Origin of the sequence: Streptomyces sp. RPT161 (genome assembly GCF_027533845.1) — a bacterium.
GTDB lineage: Bacteria > Actinomycetota > Actinomycetes > Streptomycetales > Streptomycetaceae > Streptantibioticus_A > Streptantibioticus_A silvisoli_A.
The window spans coordinates 231,168-247,421 of sequence record NZ_JAPZVN010000004.1; the positions used below are offsets into that span (position 1 = coordinate 231,168).

At 71.4% G+C, this 16,254-nt stretch carries 18 protein-coding genes; 11 read left to right on the forward strand and 7 right to left on the reverse strand.

Annotated elements, in window-relative coordinates; all coding sequences use genetic code 11:
• The first annotated feature begins 35 nt into the window (after positions 1-35).
• Positions 36-797, forward strand: a complete 762-nt coding sequence (locus O5O46_RS12060) for a TrmH family RNA methyltransferase (RefSeq protein WP_269855349.1) — start codon at positions 36-38, stop codon at positions 795-797.
• A 9-nt stretch (positions 798-806) separates the two neighbouring features.
• On the opposite strand, the gene O5O46_RS12065 is transcribed toward O5O46_RS12060, so the two are convergent.
• Together O5O46_RS12065 and O5O46_RS12070 are read right to left on the reverse strand one after the other, a co-directional pair.
• Positions 807-2,060: an HTTM domain-containing protein gene (locus O5O46_RS12065; RefSeq protein ID WP_443072469.1), complete on the reverse strand. Its 1,254-nt coding sequence runs from the start codon at positions 2,058-2,060 to the stop codon at positions 807-809.
• Complete coding sequence (locus O5O46_RS12070) at positions 2,057-2,818, reverse strand: DUF5819 family protein (RefSeq protein WP_269855350.1); 762 nt, start codon at positions 2,816-2,818, stop codon at positions 2,057-2,059. Before O5O46_RS12070 ends, O5O46_RS12065 begins: the two co-directional genes overlap by 4 nt.
• Before the next feature lie 204 nt (positions 2,819-3,022).
• Between O5O46_RS12070 and paaA the strand changes: the two genes are divergently transcribed.
• The 6 genes from paaA (at position 3,023) to O5O46_RS12100 (ending at position 7,862) form a co-directional block, all read left to right on the forward strand.
• Positions 3,023-4,012 carry a 1,2-phenylacetyl-CoA epoxidase subunit PaaA gene (gene paaA, locus O5O46_RS12075; protein WP_269855351.1) on the forward strand — a complete coding sequence of 330 codons (990 nt, stop codon included), beginning with the start codon at positions 3,023-3,025 and terminating at the stop codon, positions 4,010-4,012.
• Complete coding sequence (paaB, locus tag O5O46_RS12080) at positions 4,009-4,302, forward strand: 1,2-phenylacetyl-CoA epoxidase subunit PaaB (protein WP_269855352.1); 294 nt, start codon at positions 4,009-4,011, stop codon at positions 4,300-4,302. Before paaA ends, paaB begins: the two co-directional genes overlap by 4 nt.
• Complete coding sequence (gene paaC, locus O5O46_RS12085; protein WP_269855353.1) at positions 4,299-5,021, forward strand: 1,2-phenylacetyl-CoA epoxidase subunit PaaC; 723 nt, start codon at positions 4,299-4,301, stop codon at positions 5,019-5,021. Before paaB ends, paaC begins: the two co-directional genes overlap by 4 nt.
• A complete protein-coding gene (gene paaD, locus O5O46_RS12090; protein WP_269855354.1) occupies positions 5,015-5,506 on the forward strand; it encodes a 1,2-phenylacetyl-CoA epoxidase subunit PaaD in 492 nt (163 codons plus the stop codon). Before paaC ends, paaD begins: the two co-directional genes overlap by 7 nt.
• Positions 5,506-6,612, forward strand: a complete 1,107-nt coding sequence (gene paaE / locus O5O46_RS12095; RefSeq protein ID WP_269855355.1) for a 1,2-phenylacetyl-CoA epoxidase subunit PaaE — start codon at positions 5,506-5,508, stop codon at positions 6,610-6,612. The genes paaD and paaE overlap by 1 nt, the downstream gene beginning before the upstream one ends.
• A gap of 119 nt (positions 6,613-6,731) precedes the next feature.
• Entirely contained in the window at positions 6,732-7,862 is a 1,131-nt protein-coding gene (locus O5O46_RS12100; protein WP_269855356.1) for an acyl-CoA dehydrogenase family protein, read from the forward strand.
• A 189-nt stretch (positions 7,863-8,051) separates the two neighbouring features.
• Here O5O46_RS12100 and O5O46_RS12105 read toward each other — a convergent pair whose 3' ends face one another.
• On the reverse strand, positions 8,052-8,384 hold the full coding sequence (locus O5O46_RS12105; protein ID WP_269855357.1) for a rhodanese-like domain-containing protein: 333 nt from the start codon (positions 8,382-8,384) through the stop codon (positions 8,052-8,054).
• A gap of 60 nt (positions 8,385-8,444) precedes the next feature.
• Positions 8,445-9,239: a hypothetical protein gene (locus tag O5O46_RS12110; protein WP_269855568.1), complete on the reverse strand. Its 795-nt coding sequence runs from the start codon at positions 9,237-9,239 to the stop codon at positions 8,445-8,447.
• A 243-nt stretch (positions 9,240-9,482) separates the two neighbouring features.
• On the opposite strand from O5O46_RS12110, the gene O5O46_RS12115 reads away from it, so the two are divergent.
• On the forward strand, positions 9,483-11,972 hold the full coding sequence (locus tag O5O46_RS12115) for an ATP-binding SpoIIE family protein phosphatase (RefSeq protein WP_269855358.1): 2,490 nt from the start codon (positions 9,483-9,485) through the stop codon (positions 11,970-11,972).
• A 27-nt stretch (positions 11,973-11,999) separates the two neighbouring features.
• On the opposite strand, the gene O5O46_RS12120 is transcribed toward O5O46_RS12115, so the two are convergent.
• Entirely contained in the window at positions 12,000-13,052 is a 1,053-nt protein-coding gene (locus O5O46_RS12120) for a hypothetical protein (protein ID WP_269855359.1), read from the reverse strand.
• Positions 13,053-13,134: 82 nt separating this feature from the next.
• Here O5O46_RS12120 and O5O46_RS12125 point away from each other — a divergent pair, with 82 nt between their 5' ends.
• Entirely contained in the window at positions 13,135-13,575 is a 441-nt protein-coding gene (locus tag O5O46_RS12125; protein ID WP_269855360.1) for a MarR family winged helix-turn-helix transcriptional regulator, read from the forward strand.
• Between the two features lie 79 nt (positions 13,576-13,654).
• On the opposite strand, the gene O5O46_RS12130 is transcribed toward O5O46_RS12125, so the two are convergent.
• On the reverse strand, positions 13,655-14,014 hold the full coding sequence (locus tag O5O46_RS12130; RefSeq protein WP_269855361.1) for a winged helix-turn-helix transcriptional regulator: 360 nt from the start codon (positions 14,012-14,014) through the stop codon (positions 13,655-13,657).
• Between the two features lie 105 nt (positions 14,015-14,119).
• Here O5O46_RS12130 and O5O46_RS12135 point away from each other — a divergent pair, with 105 nt between their 5' ends.
• A complete protein-coding gene (locus tag O5O46_RS12135; protein WP_269855362.1) occupies positions 14,120-14,767 on the forward strand; it encodes an FMN-dependent NADH-azoreductase in 648 nt (215 codons plus the stop codon).
• A 96-nt stretch (positions 14,768-14,863) separates the two neighbouring features.
• Here the strand turns inward: O5O46_RS12135 and O5O46_RS12140 are convergent, their stop codons facing one another.
• Entirely contained in the window at positions 14,864-15,439 is a 576-nt protein-coding gene (locus tag O5O46_RS12140; RefSeq protein ID WP_269855363.1) for a TerD family protein, read from the reverse strand.
• 263 nt (positions 15,440-15,702) lie between these two features.
• On the opposite strand from O5O46_RS12140, the gene O5O46_RS12145 reads away from it, so the two are divergent.
• On the forward strand, positions 15,703-16,206 hold the full coding sequence (locus O5O46_RS12145; protein ID WP_269855364.1) for a hypothetical protein: 504 nt from the start codon (positions 15,703-15,705) through the stop codon (positions 16,204-16,206).
• Positions 16,207-16,254 lie beyond the last annotated feature (48 nt).

A 16,254-nucleotide genomic window follows, 5' to 3' on the forward strand; every position in this document is an offset into this window, starting at 1 on the left:
CCCGAGGGCGGCGGGGCGGACCGTAGGCTGAGGCCATGAGCGAGGACGAAGCCATGGCCGCGGCGCTGGAGTGGCGCACCATCGCCCCCGGGGCCGTGCTGCTGGACGGCTTCCACGCGCTGAAGCACGCACTGCGCTTCGGCGCGGACATACGGCTGGTGCTCACCAGCGACAGGGCGGCGGTGCGGGCGCTTTCCGGGAAGCTGGCGAACGATGTCGCCGACCGGCTGGACGCGATGGCCCGGGAGGTTCCGGCCGAGGTGCTGCGGGAGTTGGTGCCCAGGGCCCATCCCACCGGTGTCGCCGCCCTGGCGATCCGGCCCAGCGCTCAGGCCAACATCGGGACGCTGAACCGGCTGCCTCGGCCAACTCCCGTTGTGGTGCTGGACAATCCACGCAACCTGGGCAACGTCGGCGCCGTCATCCGGCTCGCCGCCGGGTTCGACGCCACCGGTGTGGTCACCACCGGCGACCTCGACCCCTGGCACCCCAACGCCGTGCGCGCCTCCGCGGGGCTGCACTTCGCCACGGCCGTGGAACGACTGGACCCCGCCGGCCTTCCCCAGGGACCGTTGTACGTCCTCGATCCGGAGGGCGAGGACATCCGCTCGACCTCCATCCCGGACGACGCGCTACTGGCGTTCGGCTCGGAACGCCACGGGGTGTCGGAGCAACTGCGCGCCCAGGCGACGAAGTTGCTCGCGATCCCGATGCGACCGCAGGTGTCCAGCTTCAACCTGGCCACCAGCGTCGCCATGGGCCTGTACCACTGGCTGTCCACCACGCGGCACGCTTAGACCCGTCCGCTACACCAAGGTGGACGTCGTCGGCTCGTCCGCGGAGCGCTGCCGGGGGATGACGGCCCTGCGGGCCGGGCGCAGCAGACGGACGACGCGGTCGCCGATCCAGCGCAGGAACCCGGTGGGCAGGAAGACCGCGTCCGCCGCGATCATCGCCAGGGAGAAGAACGGCAGCCCCAGGATGACCGCGATCCCCGCGTGCTCGCACATCATCAGGGCCAGCAGCACGTTCTTCACCCGGCGGTTGAACAGCGTGAACGGGAAGGCGACCTGCACGATCACCGTGCCGTAGGTGATCAGCATGACCATCAGGCCGTTGCCCGCGAGCGCGTGGGAGAGCGCGGGCCAGGGGGTGAAGTCGTTGAGGTGCAGCGGGTAGTACAGGGCGGTGCCGTCCTCCCAGCGCGAGCCCTGGATCTTGTACCAGCCGGCCGTCGCGTAGACCAGGCACACCTCGACGACGATGACCAGCATCGCCCCGCCGTGCACCAGGTTGGCGATCATGTCGAGCACGGTTCGCGGCTCACCGGGGGCGTGGCGGCGCACCAGCCACCAGGCCGCCTGCGTCGCCAGCGCCGTCCACAGCGCGACCGCCCAGAAGCCGCTGAGGTCGCCGACCGCGGTGGCCCAGGCCAACACGAGGGCGGAGCCGATCCACAGGACGAGCCCCACCGGATCACGGCCGGGCGCAGCGCAGGCGGCGGCACGGCGGGCCCGCCGGCCGTCCAGCGACCAGACCTGTCCGCAGCGGGTGAACGCCAGGTAGATGGCCATGATGTGCAGGACGTTGTCGCCGCCGTCGCCCACGAACACGCTGCGGTTCTGTAGCGCCAGCACCCCGATCATGAACAGGATCGAGGCGGTACGGGTCCGCCAACCGAGCAGCAGCATGACGCTGAACGCGATGGCGGCCGTGTAGACGACCTCGAACCACAGCCTGCTGTCGGACCACATCAGTACGCTGAAGGCGTGGTTGGTGCCGATCAGGGTGCGGGCCATGTCCCAACTCCACGGGCTGCCCGGCCCGTAGAGCTCGTCGCGGTGCGGCCACTCGCGGAGCAGGAACAGCAGCCAGGTCAGCGAGAAGCCGATGCGGACGACCGCGGACTGGTAGGGCGCGATGGCGCTGCCGGTGATCCGCGACAGGCCGCGTGCGACCGTACGGTCGACGCCGCGCAGCAGCCCGGCGAACGGCGACGGTACGGGCGCGGTGGCCGGGCCGGTCGACGGGCGGCGGGCGGCGGTGGGCTGGTCGGTCACGTGAAGTCCTCGGGGCTGACGGCCCACCACGGAAGGACGCGGTAGTAGGTCCGGGTGTCGATCTTCTCCGTGCTCCACGGCGGGGCGCCCACCGCCGCGGTCGCCGAGCGCACCTGGACGCGCTGTACGTCGCCGCCGTTGAGGTGCGGACCGAAGCGGTGCGCCACGATCCGCAGGACGTAGGACTGGGCGAGGTCACCGCGCAGTCCGTTGGAGCGGTTCTGGTCGTCGTGCGTGTCGGTGTAGAAGGACCAGGCGCGGCGCAGTTCGTTCTGCTCGGTGTGGCTGGGGATCGGGTTGTGGCGTATCCGCGCGATGTCCATCGCGGTCAGGTCGACCCAGCCGGTGGTGACGAGGGTGCCGTCCGGCTTGCGCACTTCGGCGCGCGCCTGGACATCGCTGTTCTCCTGGAGCGGGTTGGGCGCGAACAGCTTCCAGTTCTGCTCGAACTCCGGATAGATGTAGCCGTTGATCGCCTGGGCGTACTTCTGGGAGAGCGTGTTCGTCGGGGCGACGTGCAGGAAGACCATCGCGAGGTGGACGGCGGCGCCCACCGTGACGGCCGCCACGGCGAGGGCGAGCACGATTCGCGAGGTCACCGAGAGACGGGATATCCCGCCCAGTTCGTCGGCACCGTCAGCGGTCCGCGCCGCGTCGCCCGCGGCGGTTCCGGCGTCGCCGGAGGCCGGGGGACCCACGGTGTCGGGTGGGCTGGACCCCGCTGTCTCGTCCGCCGCCCTGGACTCGGGTGGCTCCATGTCGTTCCCCGTCTCTTCGCTGTGGCCGTTCGCACCGGAACGGTACTCATGCCGCCGCCGGTAGGACAGGCCGTGCAGGTTTTCCACAGGGCGGGGCCGCCCCAGAGCGAGGGTTTTCCACAGCCCTGGATCAGCCTTGACACCCTACGTCGCCGGCTCCACCATTGAACCGAACGGTCGGTCGGGAGCAGGGAGGCTTCTGTGATGACCACGGCACCGGCGGCTGGCGCCGCCGACAAGACGGCACCCGCCGAGCTGGTGGCGGAGTTCGACGCGGTGGTGAGTGCGGACGGTCGCGTCGAGCCACGCGACTGGATGCCGGACGCCTACCGGACCACCCTGATCCGGCAGATAGCGCAGCACGCGCACTCCGAGATCATCGGCATGCAGCCGGAGGCCAACTGGATCACCCGGGCGCCCAGCCTGCGCCGCAAGGCCATCCTGATCGCCAAGGTGCAGGACGAGGCCGGACACGGCCTGTATCTGTACGGAGCGGCCGAGACCCTGGGCGTCAGCCGCGAGGAACTGCTGGACAAGCTGCACTCCGGCCGCCAGCGCTACAGCTCGATCTTCAACTACCCCACCCTCACCTGGGCGGACATGGGCGCCATCGGCTGGCTGGTGGACGGCGCCGCGATCACCAACCAGGTGCCGCTGTGCCGCTGCTCGTACGGGCCGTACGCCCGGGCGATGGTGCGGGTGTGCAAGGAGGAGTCCTTCCACCAGCGCCAGGGCTACGAGCTGCTGCACACGCTGTCGCACGGCACCGAGGAGCAGCACGCGATGGCGCAGGACGCCGTCAACCGCTGGTGGTGGCCGTCGCTGATGATGTTCGGCCCGCCGGACGACGAGTCCGCGCACTCCGCGCAGTCCATGGCCTGGCGCATCAAGCGGCACTCCAACGACGAGCTGCGCCAGCGCTTCGTGGACATATGCGTCCCCCAGGCCGAGGCGCTGGGCCTGACACTGCCCGACCCAAACCTGCGGTGGAACGAGGAGCGCGGCCGGTGGGACTTCGGGGCGATCGACTGGGAGGAGTTCCAGCAGGTGCTGCGCGGCAACGGCCCGTGCAACGAGCAGCGGCTGAACCAGCGTCGCACCGCCCATGAGGAGGGCGCCTGGGTGCGCGAGGCGGCCGCCGCGTACGCGGCCAAACAGCTGACGAGGACGGGCCAGGAGGCGATGGCGGTATGAGCGGCGAGAACACCGACTGGCCGCTGTGGGAGGTCTTCGTGCGCAGCAGGCGGGGACTGAGCCACAGCCACGCGGGCAGCCTGCACGCCCCGGACGCCACCATGGCGCTGCGCAACGCACGGGACCTGTTCACCCGGCGCGGCGAGGGCGTGTCGATCTGGGTGGTGCCCGCCGCCGCGATCACCGCCTCGTCCCCGGACGAGAAGGACCCGTTCTTCGAACCGGCGGCCGACAAGACGTACCGCCATCCGACCTTCTACACGATCCCGGAGGGGGTGAAGCACCTGTGACCACGACGACCGTGCCCACCACCGCGGCCCTGTCGCTCGCCGATGACGCGCTGGTGCTCTCCCACCGGCTGGGCGAGTGGATCGGTCACGCGCCGGCACTGGAAGAGGAGGTGGCGCTGGCCAACATCGCGCTGGACCTGCTGGGTCAGGCCCGCTTCCTGTACTCGATGGTCGGCGACGAGGACGAGTTGGCCTATCTGCGGGAGGAACGCGCCTTCCGCAACGTGCAGTTGGTGGAGCAGCCGAACGGCGACTTCGCCACCACGATCGCGCGCCAGCTCTACTTCTCCTGCTACCAGGGCCTGCTGTACGCGGAGTTGGCGGCGACCGAGGGCGAACTGGCGGCACTGGCCGCGCGAGCGGTCAAGGAGGTGGCCTACCACCAGGACCACGCGGTGCAGTGGACACTGCGGCTGGGCGACGGCACGCCGGAGAGCCGGACACGGATGCAGCGCGCCCTGGACGCCCTGTGGCGGTACACCGGCGAGTTGTTCGCCCCGGTGGAGGGGCTGCCGGTGGACCCCGGCGCGCTGCGCGAGCGCTGGCAGGACGCGGTCGGCGCGGTGATACGGCAGGCCACCTTGACCCTGCCGGATGGGCCGGACCACACCCCGTGGGCGGCTGGCGCCGGACGGCAGGGGATCCACACCGAGCCGTTCGGCCGGATGCTCGCCGAGATGCAGCATCTGCACCGCGCACACCCGGGAGCGTCATGGTGACCACGGTGCTGGAGGAGGAGCTACGGCGGATCGCGGGCAGCGTCCCCGACCCCGAACTGCCGGTACTCACCCTGGACGAACTGGGCGTGCTGCGCGGGGTGCGGGTCACCGGCCCCGGCCGGGTGGAGGTCGAGCTGACCCCGACCTACACCGGCTGCCCGGCGGTCGAGGCGATGGCGGCCGACATCACCGAGCGGCTTACGGAGCGCGGCATGGCGGAGGTGTCGGTACGGACCGTCCTGTCGCCACCCTGGAGCAGCGACGCGATCAGCGCCGAAGGGCGCCGCAAGCTCGCGGAGTTCGGCATAGCGCCACCGCGACCGACCAGGGCGGGCGGGCCGGTGCCGTTGACGCTGTCGGTGCGCTGTCCGCACTGCGGCTCGCTGGACACCTCGCTGCTGAACCGCTTCTCGTCCACGGCCTGCAAGTCGCTTCGGCGGTGCGATTCGTGCGGTGAGCCCTTCGACCACTTCAAGGAGTTCTGATGGTGGCCGGTTCCGTCGCCCGGCACGGCGCCTTCCATCCACTGCGGGTGACGGACGTCGAGCGGCTCACCGACGACGCGGTGGTGCTCACCTTCGAGGTGCCCGCCGAGTTGCGTGACGTCTTCCGCTTCGCGCCGGGCCAGCACATCGCGCTACGGCGGTACGCCAACGGCGGGGAGATACGCCGTACTTACTCCGTATGCGACCCGGCACCGGCTGCCGAGTCGGAGGGGCCGCGGCGGCTGCGGGTCGGGGTACGGCTGGTGGAGGGCGGCGAGTTCTCCACCTACGCGCTCAAGGAGCTGGTGAAGGGCGAGACGCTGGAGGTGATGACCCCGGCGGGACGGTTCGGGCACGCACTGCCGCTGTCCGGTCCCGGGCACTATGCGGCGATCGTGGGCGGCAGCGGCATCACCCCGGTGCTGTCGATCGCCGCGACGGTACTGGAGCGGCAGCCGCAGGCACGCTTCTGTCTGATACGCAGCGACCGGTCCACGGCCTCGACGATGTTCCTGGAAGAGGTGGCCGACCTCAAGGACCGCTATCCGGACCGGCTCCAGCTCGTCCATGTGCTCTCCCGGGAGGAGCAGCAGGCCGGTCTGCCGACGGGACGGCTCGACCAGGAGCGGCTCACCGAGCTGCTGCCCGCGCTGTTGCGGCCGGAGAGCGTGGACGGCTGGTTCCTGTGCGGGCCGTACGGTCTGGTCGAGGACGCCGAGCGGGCGTTGCGCGGCCTCGGGGTGCCAAGGGGCCGGATCCACCAGGAGATCTTCCATGTGGACGAGGGCTCCGCGAAGGCCCCCGGCACGGCGGCGACCGGCAACGCCACCGGCGCCACGATCAGTGCGACGTTGGACGGACGCGGTGGCAGCTGGCCCGCCCGGGAGGGGGAGTCGGTACTGGAGACAGTGCTGCGCAACCGCGCCGACGCGCCGTACGCGTGCAAGGGAGGGGTGTGCGGCACCTGCAGGGTGCGGCTGGTCGAGGGTGAGGTGCGGATGGACCGAAACTTCGCCTTGGAACCGGATGAGTTGGCGGCCGGATATGTGCTGGCCTGCCAGTCCCATCCGGCCACCGAGCGCGTGACGGTGGACTTCGACGCGTAAGGCGCGAGGCGCCCACCTGGGAGTCCGACTCCACGCGTCCCGGAGCCTGTTCAGTTGATAGAACCTGTTCTAACCTGACGCCCTGTCAGTAAGTGGTGCAGCGGTGGGAGGGGCGAGCAGTGGACTTCAGCTTCAGCGAGGAGCAGCAGGCCGCCGTGGAGGCGGCGCGCGCGGTCTTCTCGTCGGTGGCGCCCGACGCGGTACCCAGCCCGTCGCTGACGCCGGGTGCGGTCGCCGCCGACTTCGACCGCGCGCTGTGGCGCAGGCTCGCCGACGCCGATCTGCTGGGCCTGGTGCTCGGCCCCGAGTACGGCGGCGCCGGACTCGATCCGGTCGCGCTGTGCCTGGTGCTGCGCGAGGCCGGGCGGGTGCTGGCACGCGTTCCACTGCTGGAGACCTGCGCCGCCGCACTGACCGTCCAGACCTACGGCGAGGGCGAGTTGAAGGCGCGGCTGCTGCCCGCCGTCGGCCGCGGCGAGACCGTGCTCTCCGTCGCCGCCAGCGGCCGCACCGGGCACGAACCGGCCGAACTCGCCGTCACCGCAAGGGAGTCGAACGGAGCATGGCTGCTGGACGGGGCGCAGACCGCCGTGCCGTGGGCGCAGCAGGCCGATCACCTGCTGGTCCCGGCCCGTACCGCCGCCGACCGTACGGTGATCGCGCTGGTGCCGCGGGTGCAGGAGGGTTTGGTCCTGGACGACCAGGTGTCCACCAACGGTGAGCGCTACGCGCGGTTGCGGCTGGACTCGGTGGCGGTCCCGGCCGGTGACGTGGTGACCGCCGCCGGGGCCTGGGAGTGGCTGCGCGATCTGCTGGCCACCGGCACCTGTGCACTGGCGCTCGGGCTGGCCACCCGCGTGGTCGCCATGACCAGCGAATACACCGGTAAGCGCGAGCAGTTCGGGCATCCGATCGCGACCTTCCAGGCGGTCGCCGTACAGGCCGCGGACCGCTACATCGACACCCGCGCGATGGAGGTCACCCTCTGGCAGGCCGCCTGGCGGCTGAGCACCGGCACCGCGGGCCAACTGCCGGTCACCGCCGATGTGTCGGTGGCCAAGATCTGGGCCGCGGAAGGCGTGCGCCGCGTGGTACAGACCGCGCAGCACCTGCACGGCGGCTTCGGCGCCGACACCGACTACGCGCTGCACCGCTATCACGCCTGGGCCAAGACGCTGGAGTTGTCCCTGGGCCCGGCCGCCGCCCATGAGGAACGGCTGGGCGCGCTACTGGCCGCTCACACCGGGTGAGAGTTCGCCTCCGGCGCGGTGCTGTGGGCCTGCTGCCGCCAGGCCCCGGCACGAGCCTCGTCGCGGGTGCGGTGCCCGCGGCCGAAGGCCGCTGACGGACGTCATGGCACCGCCGGACCGGCTCCCCCGAAGCGGCTGCCCGCGTCGTGGCGGAGGGGACCTCCGTCCCGGCGTAGCCGCCATGCGCCCCTAGACGACCACCGCGGGGCCGCCGTGGTCGGTGACCAGCGGGCGGCCGGCCCGCTCCCAGGCGAGCATGCCGCCGTCCACGTTGACCGCGTCCAGACCCTGGGCGATCAGATACTGGGCGACCTGCGCGGAGCGCCCGCCGACCCGGCACACCACATGCACCCGCTGGTCCGCCGGCACCTCGCCGAACCGGGCGACCAGCTCGCTCATCGGAATGTGCACCGCCTGCTCGGCGTGCCCGGCCGCCCACTCGTCGTCCTCCCGGACATCCAGCAGGAACCCGTCGGACGGCACGGCGGCGGCCTGCACCTCGGGCAGCGGGGCGAAGTTCATGGGTCAGCCTTTCCAGGGTCCTGGGGATCGATCCCGTTCCAACGTATCTCGTCGCCCCGGTCAGTCGGCGGCCGGACGCAGCAGCTCCGCCAGCCGCCGCTCCCGTTCCGCGACCTGGGCGAGCAGTTGCTCGGCGATCTCGTTGAGCAGCCCGTCCGGGTCCTCGGGGGCTATCTTCATCATCTGGCCGATCGCACTGGCCTCCAGCTCGGCGGCGACCGCCGCGAGCGCCTCCTTGCGCTCCGCCAGCCACTCAAGACGTGCGTAGAGTTCCTCCGCCTTGCTGGGCGCGGGCCGCTCAGCCGGGGGCCCGGCCGCCCACTCCTCCGCGAGCGCGCGCAGCGCGGCCTCGTCCCCGTAGCCGTAGGCCTCGTTGACGCGGGCGATGAAGTCGCCCCGCCGCTTCTGCTCCGCCTCGTCCTGGGCAAGGTCGGGGTGGGCCTGGCGGACCAGCTCGCGGTAGAGGCGGCGGGCCTCCTCGCCGGGCCGGACCCGGCGCGGCGCCTGCGGGTCGTCCACCTGCCGCACGCCGTCGGAGCCCAGCAGCCCCTCGAACAGCTCCTCGACGCCCGGCATGGGCATCACCAGGGCGCGGGCCTCCCAGGCACGCGCGATGTCCTCGCGCTCACCGGTGTGCGCGGCGACCGCCTCGGCGATCAGCGCGTCCAGTTCGTCCAGCCTGGTGTACATGGGGCCAAGCCGCTGGTGGTGCAGCCGGGAGAAGTTCTCCACCTCGACCCGGAAGGTCTCCACCGCGATCTCGAACTCGATCAGCGCCTGCTCCGCGGCCCGCACCGCCTTCTCCAGGCGGTCCTCCGCACCCTGCTGCTCTGGCTGTACGCCCTCCGGGTTCATCACCCGCCCAGCCTACGAGGAGCCGCGCACCGGCCGTTCCACCGTCGCCCCGAACCGCCGTCCGGCGCGTACCGCGCGGGCCGGCGTGAGCCGATGTCCGGGGCCATAGCGGCTCGCTCCCACCACGGGCGGTCAAACTCGGTATTTTCCCAAACTCCTGTGACGTTTCATGCTTGCCTTGTCAGGGCCGCCACTCCTTCGGCCGCCTCCCACAACGACCTCGGGTGCACGACGTTGGACAAGATGATCAAGCCGCTCGGCGAGCAGTCCCACGACGGACATCCGCCGCCCGACGGAATCGCCGCCCTGCTGCGGCTGGCCGTGGTCTGCGTCGACGCCGACGGGGACGTCTCCTACTGGAACCGGGGCGCGGAGGAGCTGTTCGGCCACCGCTGGGAGTCCGTCTTCGGCCACCGCGCCAGGGGCCTGCTGCCCGCCCCCGCCGAACCGCCCGCGTCCGGCGACCGGGACGCCATCGAGATGCTGGACGGCCTGAGCGAGCCCCGGTGGTGCGGTGCCTTCCCGGTCACCGACCACGCCGGTGCGCTGCGCGACACGCTGTGGTGGTCGTACCGGACGGCCAAACCGGTCGGCAGCGGTCTGCTGGTGCTGGCCGCGCACGCCAAGCCGCTGCGCTCCGGCGCCCTGCGGCTGGCCATCGGCGACCGCATGCTGCCCTATGTGCTCGCCGAGACGGCGGCGGCGGACGGCGTCCGGCTCACGCCTCGGTTCACCCCCGCGCCCCACGAAGGCGCCGAGCCGCGGCTGACCATACGGCTGGCCGATGCACTGCCCCGGGTCAGCCCCGGGCGGCTGGACCGGATCACCCGGCAGATCGCCCGACTCGGCGCCCCCGCGCTCCAGATCGAGGGCAGCGCACCGCTCGCCGTCCTGCCGTACGAGGCGGGCCAGTCGTCGCGGACCGGTCGCCGTGGTGACCCCGCCGTGCCCGCCCGGCGGCGCGCCGAACTCCCCGCCGCGCCACGGCACCGCACCCGCAAAAGGCCGCCCCTCACACCCGTACCGCCACCCGGCTTTCCGTCACCCGCGCCCGGCGGGGTGCTCGACCAGCAGCTCGCGCTGCTCCGGGAGACCGGTGCACGGGTCGGCACCACCCTCGAACCCGAGACCACGGCGGCCGAGTTGTGCTCGGTGGCGGTGCCGCGGTTCGCCGACTTCGCCAGTGTGCTCATCGTCGACGACCTCTTCTCCGACGCCCTGCGCGACGGCTCGCCGTCCGGGCGGGGCAGGGACCGGACCGTCACCGTGCGCAGACTGGCGGTGTCCGGCAACTGCGCCGGTACGTCGTGGGATTCCATGGTGCCGGAGGGCGAGTTGTTCTCGTTGCCCGCGGGACCGAGCGGGCAGGCGTCCGGGCTGGCCGAACCGCTGCTGGTGCCGGTGGTTGATCCGGCGCTGGCCGAGGACGTGGCCGCCGATCTGGGCGCCGCGGCCCTCGGCGATCTGCTCGCCGGGCGTTCGATACTGGTCACCCCGCTCATCGCACGCGGTGTGGTGCTGGGCCAGATGCGGTTCGTACGGGACCCGGACCGGCGGCCGTTCGACGTCAAGGACGCCGCGACCGCGGTGGAGTTCGCCGCGCGCGGCGCCGTGCACCTGGACAACGCGCGGTTGCACCGGCTGGAGTCGCGCGCCGCCGCCACCTTGCAACGCAGCATGCTGCCGAGCAGTCCGCCGCGTATCCCCGGGGTGCGGATCGCCCACCACTACCGTCCAGGCGACCGCCAGGCGCAGGTCGGCGGCGACTGGTTCGACGCCATCCAACTCCCCGGCGGCCGGGTCGCGTTGGTGGTCGGTGACGTGATGGGGCACGGGCTGCTGAGCGCCGCGGTGATGGGCCAGTTCCGCACCGCCGTACAGACCATGGCCGCGCTCGACCTGCCGCCCGCGCAGCTGCTGCGCCACCTGGACAACCTGGCGCACCGGCTCGGCACCACGGACCACCTCGCGACCTGTGTCTACGCGGTGTACGACCCGATCCACCGCACCCTGTCGGTGGCCAACGCGGGCCACATCCCGCCGGTGCTGGCCCGGCACGACGGGCGCAGCGAACCGCTGCGGATCCCGGAGGGGGCGCCCATCGGCGTCGGCGGGGTGCCGTTCGAGACGGTGGAGATCCCGGTGCCGGACGGGAGTTGGCTGGTGCTGTGCACCGACGGCCTGGTGGAGGTGCGCGGGCAGGGTATAGACGCGGGGCTGGCCGCGCTGTGCGCCAACGTCATCGAGCCGCAGCAGACGCCCGAGGACGTGTGCAACCAGATCCTCAGCAAGGTGCACTACGAGGAGCGCGGCGACGATGTGGCGCTGCTCGTGGCGCGGTTCGAGGGCATCGCGCCGCAGGACGTCGCCGAACGGCGGCTGCGGCTCGACCACTCGGAGGTGCGCACGGCGCGTGCGTTCACCCGTAAGCAGCTCGCCGACTGGGGGCTCGGCCAACTCGGCGACCTGGCGGAGCTCTTGGTCAGCGAGCTGGTGACCAACGCGCTGCGGGTGGCCGGTCATGAGGTGCATCTTCGGCTGATGCGGGTGGGCAAGCTGCTGGTCGAGGTCAGCGACGACGACCACAACCTGCCGCAGTTGCGGCGCGCGGACGAGGACGACGAGGACGGCCGGGGGCTCGCCCTGGTCAGCAACCTCTCCCACCGCTGGGGGACGAGCCGCCAGGCGGTGGGAAAGGTGGTGTGGTTCGAACTTCCGCTGCCGTCGGCCTAGTCGGGGCGCCCCGAGCCCCTCGGGGCGTCAGACCGCGACGGCCTCTTCCATCTCCTCTTCGGTTTCCTCTTCCGCCTCGACGGCCGTGACCGCCACGGCCTCCTCGACGACGCGCCGGCGGCGTTCGGTGAGAGCCGCCGCCGCCACCGCCAGGGCGCCGACGGCCAGCCATACGACCAGCGTGAGGACGTTGCCGCCCAGGCCGCGGCTGCCGAAGTAGACCAGGTCGCGGGCGCCTTCGATGAACCCGGCGCCGTTCCAGAAGGCGTGCAGCGCGCCGAAGAACCCGTTCTGCAACTCGGGCCGGAAGATGCCGCCGGAGCTGGTGAAGTTCAGCATGACGAACAGCACCATCACCCCCAGCGTGGTCCAACGCTTGAGGAAGGTGTGCAGACCGGTTCCGACCAGCAGGATTCCGGCCGAGTACACCCAGACCAGCCCCCACACGCCGGGCAGCCCGTGGTCGACGATGTGGAAGACCGGGCCGGCGAACAGGGCGCCGACCGCGCTCACCGCCAGCGACATCCCGACGGCCAGCAGTGCCCGTATCCGCATCGGCAGCACCGCGCCCGCTCCGCCGATCACCGCGACCGAGGCGTAGGAGCCGATGCTCACCGCGACCAGCAGGAAGAACAGCCCCTGCCCGGTGGGGTCGTGCGGTGCGGGCGGGACCACGTCGGTGACCTTCAGCGGCGCGCCCTGCCGGGCGGCGACCGGGGTGAAGACCTTCTCCACGGCCGAGGCGTTGGTATCGGAACCGGCCGAGGCGACCAGCAGTTCCGGCTGCGCACCACCGGCCACGTACGCGCCGAAGACCTGCCGGTCCTCCAGCAGCCGCACCGCGTCGAGGCGGGACGGCACCGTCCGTACGTCGAGCGCTTCACCGGCCTTGTCCTGGAGGGTCTGCGCCATCACCAGTTGTGCGGGCGCCCGTCCGACGACGGCGACCGGCAGATGGTGCGGAGCCGGATCGCCGAAGGCGCCCAGGTAGCCGAGGCCCATGCCGACGCACATCAGCAGCGGGGTCAGCAGATGGGTGAGGACATGGCGGATCGCGCCAGGCTGTGTGTTCCCGGTCATCGGTGGGGCCTCCGAGGAAACTGGTTGGCTTTTGCAACGACATTCACGTTGTACTATACAACCACCTGAAGGGAGAACCACCATGCCCCCCAACCGGGACGAATCCGTCGAGACGATCCAGCGCGAACTGACCGCCTTCGCTCGGCGCGCCAGGGCGACGGCCGCCCGTATGCACCCCGAGTTGTCGCTGGTCTCCTTCACCCTGCTGGCACACCTCGCCGACCAGCAGGGATGCCGGGCGACGGACCTGGCGGCGCACTACCTGCTGGACAAGTCCACGGTCAGCAGGCAGGTCGCGGCGCTGGAGAAGCTGGGTTTCGTGGAGCGCCGCCCCGACCCGGACGACCAGCGGGTGCAGGTGCTGCACCCCACATCGCTGGGGTACGAGACCCTGGCGTCGGTAGCGGCCAGCCGCCGGGCGGTCTTCCGCGAGCGACTCGCGGACTGGTCACAGGAGGATCTGGCGCGGTTCGCGGAGTACCTGGAGCGGTACGGGCGCACATCCGTGCGTCCTGAGTCCTGAAAGTGCGCGCGCCCCGGGATGGAAGGGCCTTCCCGGGGGCAGGCCCCCGAACCCCGAGCACCCACGCCCGCAGGGAGGGTCAGGCGGCCGGGCCGCGGGGGCACGGCGGGGCCTCCGGCATGTGCTTCGCGGCCCAGTCGGCGAGTTCGTTCATCGCGGGGGCCAACGCGTCGCCCGCGGAAGTGAGTTCGTAGCTCACCCGCAGCGGCGGACCTTCGTCCACCTGGCGCACCAGCAGCCCGGCACCGGCAAGTTCGGTGAGACGGTCCGAGAGCATCCGTTCACTGATCCCTGGGATGGACCGGCGCAGCTCGGCGAAGTGCGAGCGGCCGTTGCTCATGAGCACGGCGATGATCACGCCGGTCCACCGCTTGCCGAGCAGCGCGAACACCCGCGTGATGCCTTGGTCGACCGCGCTGCATTCCTGGGGGACCGCCATGCCCTCCATCGTACCCCCCTCCCGGTTAGGGGCTGCAGTTTTGTAAGTAGGTGTGGTATCTATAGTTGACGTACGGATTTCAACTTCCTTGTCGGAGGTACCCCCATGGCCACCCTGCTGCACCTTGACTCGTCCCTGTACCCGCAGGGCTCGGCATCCCGCGATGTCACCGCCACCTTCCGCAAGGAGTGGGAGGCCCAGCACCCGCACGGCAAGGTCATCTACCGCGACCTCGCCGTCGAGCCGCTGCCGCACCTGGAGACGGACGCCGCCCTGGCCGGTTTCACCGCGCCCGACCAGCGCACCCCCGAGCAGTCCGCCGCCTTCGTGCTGCGCGACCAGCTCGCCGCCGAGCTGGAGGAGGCCGACGCCGTCCTCATCGGCGCGCCGATGTACAACTTCACCATTCCCTCCACCCTGAAGGCCTGGCTGGACCAGGTGATCATCATGGGCCGCACCGCGGGCGAGAAGCCGACCGCCGCCGGTACCCCGGTGGTCGTGGTGGCCAGCCGCGGCGGCTCCTACGCGCCCGGCACGCCCCGGGAGGGCTTCGAGTTCGTCCAGACCTACCTGGAGAAGGTGCTGGGCGGCATGCTCGGCCTTGAGGTCGAGTTCATCGTTCCGGAGCTGACGCTGGCCCGCACCAACCCGGCGATGGCCGACCTGATCGAGCTGGCCGACGCCTCCAAGGCCAAGGCGCACGAGGACGCGGCCACCAAGGCCAAGGAACTGGTCAGCCGCCTGGCCGCCTGAGCCCGCCGACCCGTACGGGAGCTGATCCCCGGCGGGCCGCACGGGGTCGGCCGCTCCCGTCGCGGGAGTGGTCGACCCCGTTCCGCTTTCTGCCGGTTACAGCTGGACGCCGTAGTCGCCAGCTATTCCGGCGAGCCCGGAGGCGTAACCCTGGCCGATGGCGCGGAACTTCCAGTCGCCGCCGCTGCGGTACAACTCACCGAAGACCATGGCGGTTTCGGTCGAGGCGTCCTCGGTCAGGTCGAAGCGAGCCAGCTCCCTGCCGTCGGCCTCGTTGACCACCCGGATGAACGCGTTGCGGACCTGGCCGAAGTTCTGGGCGCGCGCCTCGCCGTCGTAGATCGAGACCGGGAAGACGATCCGCTCGATCTCGGGAGAGACGGCCGAGAGCTTCACCCTGACCGACTCGTCGTCGCCCTCGCCCTCACCGGTGAGGTTGTCACCGGCGTGCTCGACCGAACCGTCCGCGCTGCGGAGGTTGTTGAAGAAGACGAAGTGCCCGTTGGACGGCACCTTCCCGGACGCGTCCAGCAGCAGCGCGCTCGCGTCGAGGTCGAAGTCGCTGCCCGTGGTGGTCCGTACGTCCCAGCCCAGTCCGACGGTGACCGCGGCCAGGCCCGGGGCCTCCTTGGTCAGCGAGACATTGCCGCCCTTGCTGAGGCTGACGCCCATGGATCTCCTGCGCAATCCGGCGCGGGCCACGCCACTTGACGATTACTTTGCCCTGTAGGCTCAACGGGCTTGCCGCGCAAGGCGTTCCCGGCCGCCACCCCTCCTTCGGGGGGTGCTTCCCTCAGACCTGCGAGGTATGCCGGACCCGGGGTCAACCAGAAGGCGTACACCCCGTTTGCACCACAGGTGGACGCAATCGGGCCGGGAAGCGGGAAGGCTTGGAGGTGACCAGGACGCTCCCGCGGACCGCGAAAGGACCCCTCATGCCCCCCAAGGCGAGCCTCGTAACGGCCGTCACCCTCGGTGCCGTCGGCCTCGGCAGCCTGGCGGTCGTCGGCGGCCCCGGCGCCGTCGACTGGTTCAAGGGAAGGCATGTGCAGCAGGCCTCGTACGACAACGGCCGGGTCGCCAAGTCGGACCGCGCCTCGATGCCCCGCTGGCTGCCGGACACCGCGCGCGCGGTCCACTACCGGATGTCCACCACCGGCGGCGACCGTCTGCTGAAGGCCACCCTCTCCGAGTCCAGACTTCCGCACGGCTGCAAGCCGGGCGGCACCCAGGCCCGCGCCCATCTGAAGGCCTCCTGGTTCCCCAAGGGCACCGACCACAAGCCCCAGGCCACCTGCGGCGGCACGTACAACGCCGTGCTGAAGGGCAAGGAGCTGTACGCCTGGCAGGACAACGCCTCCTGGGTCGCCGCCCACAAGACCCCCCGCGGACACGCACCGTCCACGGGCCATCACCACCACAAGCAGAAGGTGCACTGACGGCTCGGACCGGGCCCCCCGCAACGACCCGGACGAACGCGACGGGCG

Excerpts from the sequence above, each read along its gene's own strand:
- O5O46_RS12060 (WP_269855349.1), top strand. The coding sequence starts at position 36 with ATGAGCGAGGACGAAGCCATGGCCGCGGCGCTGGAGTGGCGCACCATC.
- O5O46_RS12070 (WP_269855350.1), bottom strand. The coding sequence starts at position 2,818 with ATGGAGCCACCCGAGTCCAGGGCGGCGGACGAGACAGCGGGGTCCAGC.
- paaA (WP_269855351.1), top strand. The coding sequence starts at position 3,023 with ATGACCACGGCACCGGCGGCTGGCGCCGCCGACAAGACGGCACCCGCC.
- paaB (WP_269855352.1), top strand. The coding sequence starts at position 4,009 with ATGAGCGGCGAGAACACCGACTGGCCGCTGTGGGAGGTCTTCGTGCGC.
- paaD (WP_269855354.1), top strand. The coding sequence starts at position 5,015 with ATGGTGACCACGGTGCTGGAGGAGGAGCTACGGCGGATCGCGGGCAGC.
- paaE (WP_269855355.1), top strand. The coding sequence starts at position 5,506 with ATGGTGGCCGGTTCCGTCGCCCGGCACGGCGCCTTCCATCCACTGCGG.
- O5O46_RS12105 (WP_269855357.1), bottom strand. The coding sequence starts at position 8,384 with ATGAACTTCGCCCCGCTGCCCGAGGTGCAGGCCGCCGCCGTGCCGTCC.
- O5O46_RS12110 (WP_269855568.1), bottom strand. The coding sequence starts at position 9,239 with ATGAACCCGGAGGGCGTACAGCCAGAGCAGCAGGGTGCGGAGGACCGC.
- O5O46_RS12115 (WP_269855358.1), top strand. The coding sequence starts at position 9,483 with ATGATCAAGCCGCTCGGCGAGCAGTCCCACGACGGACATCCGCCGCCC.
- O5O46_RS12120 (WP_269855359.1), bottom strand. The coding sequence starts at position 13,052 with ATGACCGGGAACACACAGCCTGGCGCGATCCGCCATGTCCTCACCCAT.
- O5O46_RS12125 (WP_269855360.1), top strand. The coding sequence starts at position 13,135 with ATGCCCCCCAACCGGGACGAATCCGTCGAGACGATCCAGCGCGAACTG.
- O5O46_RS12130 (WP_269855361.1), bottom strand. The coding sequence starts at position 14,014 with ATGGCGGTCCCCCAGGAATGCAGCGCGGTCGACCAAGGCATCACGCGG.
- O5O46_RS12135 (WP_269855362.1), top strand. The coding sequence starts at position 14,120 with ATGGCCACCCTGCTGCACCTTGACTCGTCCCTGTACCCGCAGGGCTCG.
- O5O46_RS12140 (WP_269855363.1), bottom strand. The coding sequence starts at position 15,439 with ATGGGCGTCAGCCTCAGCAAGGGCGGCAATGTCTCGCTGACCAAGGAG.
- O5O46_RS12145 (WP_269855364.1), top strand. The coding sequence starts at position 15,703 with ATGCCCCCCAAGGCGAGCCTCGTAACGGCCGTCACCCTCGGTGCCGTC.